This is a genomic window from bacterium (assembly GCA_040755755.1).
Taxonomy (GTDB): Bacteria; SZUA-182; SZUA-182; order DTGQ01; family DTGQ01; genus DTGQ01.
Genome location: JBFLZW010000037.1, coordinates 1 through 7,905, shown reverse-complemented (window position 1 = coordinate 7,905; position 7,905 = coordinate 1). Strand labels below are relative to the sequence as shown.

The 7,905-nt window shown below is 49.3% G+C and carries 6 protein-coding genes and 1 pseudogene; 6 read left to right on the top strand and 1 reads right to left on the bottom strand.

From position 1 onward, the window contains the following. On the top strand, positions 1-579 hold a 579-nt coding region (locus AB1611_12815; GenBank protein ID MEW6380471.1), incomplete at its 5' end, for a tetratricopeptide repeat protein. A 57-nt stretch (positions 580-636) separates the two neighbouring features. Here the strand turns inward: AB1611_12815 and AB1611_12810 are convergent. Next, a complete protein-coding gene (locus tag AB1611_12810) occupies positions 637-948 on the bottom strand; it encodes a hypothetical protein (protein MEW6380470.1) in 312 nt (103 codons plus the stop codon). A gap of 181 nt (positions 949-1,129) precedes the next feature. On the opposite strand from AB1611_12810, the gene AB1611_12805 reads away from it, so the two are divergent. The 5 genes and pseudogenes from AB1611_12805 to AB1611_12785 all read left to right on the top strand — a co-directional run bounded on the left by AB1611_12805 (position 1,130) and on the right by AB1611_12785 (position 7,783). Continuing rightward, the gene (locus AB1611_12805) at positions 1,130-1,492 is read left to right on the top strand and encodes a DUF488 family protein (GenBank protein MEW6380469.1); all 363 of its coding nucleotides are present in this window, start codon (positions 1,130-1,132) and stop codon (positions 1,490-1,492) included. 117 nt (positions 1,493-1,609) lie between these two features. Beyond that, positions 1,610-3,823: an N-6 DNA methylase gene (locus AB1611_12800; GenBank protein MEW6380468.1), complete on the top strand. Its 2,214-nt coding sequence runs from the start codon at positions 1,610-1,612 to the stop codon at positions 3,821-3,823. Positions 3,824-3,887: 64 nt separating this feature from the next. Then, positions 3,888-4,913: a PDDEXK nuclease domain-containing protein gene (locus AB1611_12795; protein MEW6380467.1), complete on the top strand. Its 1,026-nt coding sequence runs from the start codon at positions 3,888-3,890 to the stop codon at positions 4,911-4,913. Positions 4,914-4,986: 73 nt separating this feature from the next. Beyond that, a complete protein-coding gene (locus AB1611_12790) occupies positions 4,987-6,168 on the top strand; it encodes a restriction endonuclease subunit S (GenBank protein MEW6380466.1) in 1,182 nt (393 codons plus the stop codon). A 79-nt stretch (positions 6,169-6,247) separates the two neighbouring features. Beyond that, positions 6,248-7,783: pseudogene (locus AB1611_12785) on the top strand (type I restriction endonuclease). Positions 7,784-7,905: the final 122 nt, after the last annotated feature.

Genomic DNA, 7,905 nt, shown 5'->3' with positions numbered 1-7,905 from the left:
GAGAAGGCTATCGAATATCACCAGCAGGCACTCAGCATAGACCGAGAAATTGGTGACCGAAGAGGTGAGGGGATTGATTTAGGCAATCTGGGTGATGCCTACCGAGAGCTTGGGCAGATGGAGAAGGCCGTTGAGTACTACCAGCAAGCACTTTGCATTGCACATAACATAGGTGACCGCCGTTATGAAGGAGAATGGCTGGGCAACCTAGGGAACGTATACAGCGCTCTTGATCAAGTTGAGAAGGCTTTAGGGTATTACGATAAAGCCCTCGCTATATCTCAAGAGATAGGGGACCGTCGCAATGGGAGTGCATGGTTGAGCGGCCTAGGAGATATCTATAGGAAACTTAATCAGATGGAAAAGGCTCAAGAGTATTGTGAAAAAGGACTCAAACTTGCGCGTGAGATAGGTGACCGGATAGGAATAGCAAATCTATCAAAAAAAATGGGATATATCTACGACAGCCTTGGACAAAAAGAGAAAGCCAAACAATACTTGCAGGAATCATACTCTATTTTAGTGGACTTAAAATCCCCAGGGGCTGAGAGTGTACGCATTTTTCTCGAAAGCCTTTGATAACAGAATTAATATGCAAGATAAAAAAGCTTAGTCCCAGTGTACCAGCGAAAAGAATTATTTTGCCCTCCTTGCCATGAAAGTCGAGCTGTCACCATCATGAATCCTGAACTGGCCTTCCAGCAGGTCCTTGCCTTTTAGCCTTACCCAGCCGCTGCCATGTGCAGGGTCACATTCATCATTTCCTTCCCAGGTAAATTCAAACTTTTTTCCGGCAATCTCTCCATCTATTTGCCCGCTAACAAGGCCAAACTGAAAACTCCCCCTGTTATCTGAGCCTATCTTGATATACGCCTGAACTTCCATGTTGAAATAGTCCTCGCCCCACATTTCCATCTCATAGATATGCCATGTTCCCTGAAAATCCATTTTTATCTTCTCCTTTCACAGTCTGATTCGGCAATTCATGCCTGATAGCTTCTATATATTCCTCTCTGTCATCCTTTTGCTGTTTTAGCCACATATTTTAACGTAAATATTGGTCGATATTCAATCTTTTATGATATAATAGCAATTTAAGGAAATACCTTGGAGGTAAACTGTTGATACGATGATCAAAACCAAATCCGTTTACTACGACAAGATCGAGCCTGACGACGGCAAGAGAATCCTTGTCATGCGCAAATGGCCCCGTGGCATTGGCCGGGAAAAGAACAGGATTGATCTCTGGATGAAAGAACTTGGCCCCAGTAACGAGCTTCTCGATGACTGGAATAACAAGAGAATAGATTTTTCTGAGTACGAGAGACGGTATTTTAAAGAGATGGAATCCCGGACTGATAACCTAAAGGAACTGGCTGATCTTGCCAGAGAGGGGAATATCACTCTCCTCTGCAAAGAGAAGACTGACGAGGAGTGCCACAGGAGATTATTGAAGGGGCTGGTTGAGAAACAATTGAAAGAAGGCTTATGAATTCTCTACAATGATCGAATACATCCCACCAAATGAGCTTAAAAAAGAGCTTTTAAATATAAGCCGATTTCTGTCACCTGATACATAAAAGGTGCGCTCCAAATTAGAGGGAAACTCATGCAAAATATCGAACAACTCGAAAACAGCCTTTGGGAGGCGGCTGATCAGCTTCGCGCTAATTCCAAGCTGACTTCCAGTGAATACTGCATGCCGGTGTTGGGAGTGATCTTCTTGCGCCATGCAACCAACAGGTATCAGGCTGCACTCGCACAGATCGAAGCAGATCAGGCGTCTGGCAAGATGCCCAAACGTCAACTGGTGAAGGGCGACTTCATAAAACGCCGGGCGCTGATGCTGCCGGAGAACGCTCGTTATGAAGCCCTGCTCAGCATTCCCAAGGGTAATGGCGTTATCGGGAAATCGCTGGTCGAGGCAATGAACGCCATCGAGGAGGACTTTGAGCCGCTCAGGGGGCAGCTTCCCAAGGATTATGACCGGTTTGAGGACGACCTTCTCGAAGACCTGCTGCGCAATTTTGATAGCGAGGTTCTGCGCACAGCATCGGGCGATGTGTTTGGCCGGATATATGAATATTTCCTCATGAAATTCGCAATCCAGGGCGCACAGGATAACGGTGAATTCTTTACTCCGCCTTCCCTGGTGCAAACGATTGTCAATGTCATCGAGCCTGATCACGGCATAATCTTTGACCCTGCCTGCGGATCCGGCGGCATGTTTGTGCAGTCCAGCCATTTCATCGAGAATGAAGGGCTGGAAACCATGAAACGGGTAACTTTCTATGGCCAGGAAAAGACCGCAACCACCATCCGGCTGGCCAAGATGAACCTTGCTGTTCACGGGCTGGAAGGCGATATCCGTGAGGCCAACACTTTCTATGATGATGTCCATCCCATCTGGGGCAAGTGTGACTTTGTTATGGCTAATCCGCCCTTCAATGTAGACATGGTGAACGCTGAAAAGGTCAACGGCGATCGACGCCTGCCATTCGGCCTGCCAGGTATCAGCAAGGGAAAGGCCAAGAAAAACAATGGCGATGGAAAGAAAAGCATGGGTACAGTCTCCAACGCCAATTACTTATGGATATCCTATTTCCACAGTTATCTGAAAGAGACAGGCCGCGCTGGCTTTGTCATGTCCTCCCAGGCATCCAGCGCCGGACACGGCGAGGCAGAAGTGCGCCGTAAACTGGTTGAGACTGGTAATGTAGACGTAATGATCGCCATCCGCTCAAACTTTTTTTATACCCGAACTGTGCCGTGCGAGTTATGGCACTTTGACAAGGGCAAACCCGAAAACCGACGCGACCAGGTGCTGATGATCGATGCCCGCAACGTCTACCGGAAGGTCACGCGCAAGATTTATGACTTCAGCCCTGAACAGCTCGCTAACCTTTCTGCCATTGTCTGGCTCTACAGAGGACAGCAGGCCAGGTTTCTCGATCTGGTGAAGTCCTACCTCTCTAAGGTATGCACTGAGAGTAGCGTTATTTCCGAGCGGCTTGATGCTTTCGATGCCACGCTTAAGGCTGTCCGGGAACCTTTTGAAGCTTTTGTCCAAGGCATTGCAGACATTGAAGCGATACCGGACGAGCAGAAGCAGATGCTCAAGGATGGACTGGCCGAATGGCGTGAAGCAGCCACCGCCTATGAAACTGACCGTAAAACTCTGGTTGCTGGCCTGGCGGGTTTCCGCCAGCAGTATGAAACCGCTCTGCCTGCCACTAATGACATGCAGCACGCTGCCCGGCAAGCCTTCGATCCGCTTGCTGCTCAAATCAAAGGGCTGGTGAAGCAGGTTGATCTGCTCTATAAGCTCGCCAGCCGGGCCGGGGATATGGCTGGAAAGTTAGTTGGGGAACTGACCGGAAAGGTATCTGGGGAGGTGGCCGGAGAAACGGCTGGAAATGTAGGCGGGATGGCGGCCATTGAGAAGGCCGTTGAATTGTATGACCGCCGAGCAACAATAAAACGTTTCAAGCAATTGGATGAACAGCGCAAGGATGCGGTTGAGCAACTTAAAAGCGCTGCCTATTTTCATCGCCAAGTCGTGTGGTTGCAGGACCGATTCCCGGATGGTATGATGCAGGCTGTGCCTGGGCTATGCAAGGTCGTCACCCGCGCCGAGATTGCAGCAGCAGACTGGAGCCTCACACCAGGCCGCTATGTTGGGGTTGCTCCATCTGAGATTGATGAGGACTTCGACTTTGAGCAGGCCCTCCGTGACATTCATGTGGAACTGGCAGACCTCAACAAAGAGGCTGTCGAGCTGGCGGCAAAGATTCAGGAAAATTTTGAGGCGTTGGGGATATGATAGAAGTGATCGTCCAAGGCTGCGGGAAAGGGCACGGGGTATGACTAAAGCAAAACAGCCCAAGATGCGTGACATGGTAAAAGCGATCGAAGGATACTCGCAATTATTGAAGGATATCCGGGAGAGAATCCGGTCGGCGCAGTATGAGGCTTTGCGCGCTGTCAATAAGGAGTTAGTGTCTCTCTACTGGGATATTGGCCGGGTAATCTCGGAACAAAAACAGGACCAGGGCTGGGGAAAATCCCTCGTACAGGGGCTTGCCGACGATTTGCAGCAAGAATTCCCTGGCATTAAAGGTTTTTCCGCATCCAACCTTTGGCGGATGAAGTCGTTTTACGAGACATATTCTCCCAGTGAAAAACTCGCACCACTAGTGCGAGAAATCGGATGGTCTCATAATCTCATCATTCTGGAGCGATGCAATGACTTGTTGGAAAAGGAATTCTACCTGCGCATGACGAAAAAGTTCGGCTGGTCAAAAAATGTCCTCATCCATCAAATAGAAAACCAAAGCTATGAAAAAACACTGCTCGGCCAGACGAATTTCGACCAGACCGTTTCTCCTCAAATTCTCGCTCAGGCTAAACTGGCAGTCAAAGACGAGTATACTTTCGATTTTCTTGAGTTGGATTCTGAACACAGCGAGCGGGAATTGGAGCGTGCTTTGATCGCCCGTATCGAGGATTTCCTGCGCGCTATGGGCGGATTGTTTGCCTTTGTTGGCAGCCAATTTCGACTGGAAGTGGACGGCAAGGAGTATTTCATTGACCTGCTCCTTTACCATCGCCGGTTGAAATGCCTGGTGGCGCTGGAATTAAAGATTGGTGAGTTCAAACCTGAATTTGTGGGCAAGATGCAGTTTTATTTGGCTGCCTTGGATAATCTCGTCCGTGTCGAGGGCGAGAATCCTTCTATCGGCATCATTCTATGCAAGGAAAAAAGCCGTACAATCGTCGAGTACGCTCTGCATGATACCCATAAGCCTATCGGCGTTGCTACCTACCGTATCGTCAAACGTCTGCCCAAAGAATTGAAAGGCCAGTTGCCCTCACCCGAAGAAATTGTTAAGCTGTTGGAGGTGGAGATATGAGCGGTGTTTTGGGAAGCGCTGAAGGTGGGGCGATGGCGGTGGGTGTTCAAGGGAATTTTGAGGGGTTGGGAGCATGAGGACCTCTACACCACGCCCGATCAAGGATTACTGCATTGGTATTTATGATGGACCCCACGCAACACCGAAAGAGGCTTCCGATGGGCCGATTTTTCTTGGCATCAAGAATATCACCGATGATGGACACCTTGATCTCTCCCAGATTCGTCATATTTCAGAAGAAGAATTCCCAAGGTGGACACGGCGAGTAACTCCACAAGCTGATGACATCGTCTTTACATATGAGGCAACACTACACCGTTATGCGATTATTCCTAAAGGCTTTCGAGGCTGTCTTGGGCGTCGCGTTGCACTTGTGCGACCTGATCCAAATAAAGTTGATAGCCGATATCTTCTCTATTACTTCATGTCTCATGAATGGAGAAAAGTTGTTGAGATCATAAATGGTGCGACAGTTGATCGTATTCCATTGGAGAGATTTCCAGATTTCCCTATAGCTCTTCCATCCCTCTCAGTTCAACGCAAGATTACAACAATTCTCTCTATCTACAACGACCTAATCGAAAACAACCAGCGACGGATGGCACTATTGGAGGAGTCGGTGCGGTTGCTATATCAAGAGTGGTTCATAAGGTTGCGCTTTCCTGGGCATGAACATACTCGCATTATAGATGGGGTGCCGGAGGGGTGGGAGAATAAAACGCTTGGTGAACTTGCTGATGTGACAATGGGGCAAAGCCCAGAGTCGAAGTATTACAATGAGACAGGCGAGGGGCTGCCGTTTCACCAAGGTGTAGCCGATTTTGGGAACCGCTTCGTTACTGATAGGGTGTACACTACAGCCCAAAACCGCGTCGCCTATGAGGGCAGCATCCTTTGCAGTGTTCGAGCTCCTGTTGGAAGGCTCAATATCACCCTCAATAAAATCGTGATTGGTCGAGGTCTATCTGCACTTCGAAGCCTCTCAGGCCACCAGTCCTTCTTGTTTTACCAAATGCGCGCTCACTTTTTCAAAGAAGATATGATTGGGTCGGGTGCAATATTCGCTTCAGTTACAAAGACGGAGTTCGAGAACCAGAAGCTCTTGTCTCCGCCTAATCAGTTGGTTCAAGCTTTCGAGGAAATTTCAGTACCGATAGATAACCAACTGCGAATGCTCTTTTTCCAAAACCAAAAACTCCGCTCAGCCCGCGATCTGCTCCTGCCTCGTCTGATGAGCGGCGAGATAACGGTATGATTATAACAAAATGCTAACGGTGCTAAAAGGGCTAATGGTGCAAAAGGTACAGACAGTGCAGAGGGAGAAATAAACCAAAATGGCTTTTACCGACATCAATAGCGAAGACCGACTGGTGCAGGCCACCTTTGCTGAGCATCTGGAAAAGGTGCTTGGCTGGGATAATATTTACGCCTGGAACGAAGAAGTCTTCGGGCAGAATGGCACACTGGGCCGTACCGACACCCGTGAGATAGTGCTGATTCGTGACCTGCGGGCCGCACTTGTGAAACTCAACAAGGAATTGCCGGACAAGGCTATTGACGACGCAGTGAAAAATCTCACCCGCTATGACTTCACACGATCGCTGGTCCAGCACAATCAGACGTTCTACAAATACATCCGAGATGGCGTGCCGGTGAGCTATCAAGATGCCAAAGGAAACCTGCGCCATGTTCAGGCAAAGGTTATTGACTTTGACAATCCCGCGAATAACCGCTTTCTCGCTGTGCGGGAACTTAAGCTTACCGGATTACGAGCACCGAACTATAATCGCCGTGCTGATCTGGTTTGTTTCGTTAACGGTCTGCCGCTCGTGTTTATCGAACTCAAGGCAGTCTATAAAAACATCCGTGCTGGTTTTGACGGCAACCTGTGCGACTACCTGGATGAGCATGTCATAGGTCACGCCTTCTACCACAACGCATTTTTAATTGTCAGCAATGGCGATAGGGCTCGCTACGGCTCTATTACGAGCCAATGGGAGCATTTTTGCGAATGGAAGCGGCTCGATGAGAAGGACAAGGGCAGCGTGGATGCCGAGGTGCTGCTCAACGGCATGCTTGCCAAAGATTGCCTGCTGGATATCGTGGAGAATTTCATCCTGTTCGATGCGAGCAAGCCTGGAGGGGTACGCAAGATCGTGGGACGAAACCATCAGGTGCTGGGCGTGAACAATGCTATGGCATCAGTTAACAAGCAGGAGGAGCTGAAAAAACTGTTCCCGCCAGAGGAGCGTTTGCGCACCCGTGTTATTGAGCTGCCCCGCGAACAGGCCATTGATGGGGATTATCTCGCTCTCACCGAATCGCAGGAAACCGGACCGGAGGAACCAAAGAGGAAACTGAAGGCGAAACCCAGGGAAGAAACCAAGGTGCTGTCGTTGGTGGAATCAGTACACCCAGGTTTGGGAAAGCTCGGTGTTTTCTGGCACACTCAGGGCAGCGGCAAGTCATATTCCATGGCCTTCTTTGCAGAAAAAGTGCGGCGCAAGGTGCCGGGCAATTTCACCTTTGTGCTGATGACCGACCGCAATGATCTGGACGGACAGATATACCGCACCTTTGTCGGTTGCGGGGTGGCTAACGAGAAAACTCCACGTGCTGGGTCGGGCAAAGAGCTGAAGCAATTGCTTAAGGAAAACCACCGGTACGTCTTCAGCCTGATCCACAAGTTCAACCAGGACGTGAATCCCGAAAAACCCTACAGCCGCCGCGACGATATCATCGTTATCTCGGACGAGGCGCACCGCACTCAGGCAGGCAAGCTTGCCCGCAACATGCGCCTGGCACTGCCCAACGCATCGTTTATTGGCTTTACCGGTACTCCTCTCTTCAAGTACGACCATCTGACTAAGTACAGGTCGCCATAAATACGCGACCACATAGAAAACAAAAAGAGGTTCGGACATGGTAAAATATCCTTGGTACCAGAGAAGAGGTATCAAAAAAGGTCTGAAAGGAGTGATTATCATGCCAG

Excerpts from the sequence above, each read along its gene's own strand:
- AB1611_12810 (MEW6380470.1), bottom strand. The coding sequence starts at position 948 with ATGGATTTTCAGGGAACATGGCATATCTATGAGATGGAAATGTGGGGC.
- AB1611_12805 (MEW6380469.1), top strand. The coding sequence starts at position 1,130 with ATGATCAAAACCAAATCCGTTTACTACGACAAGATCGAGCCTGACGAC.
- AB1611_12800 (MEW6380468.1), top strand. The coding sequence starts at position 1,610 with ATGCAAAATATCGAACAACTCGAAAACAGCCTTTGGGAGGCGGCTGAT.
- AB1611_12795 (MEW6380467.1), top strand. The coding sequence starts at position 3,888 with ATGCGTGACATGGTAAAAGCGATCGAAGGATACTCGCAATTATTGAAG.
- AB1611_12790 (MEW6380466.1), top strand. The coding sequence starts at position 4,987 with ATGAGGACCTCTACACCACGCCCGATCAAGGATTACTGCATTGGTATT.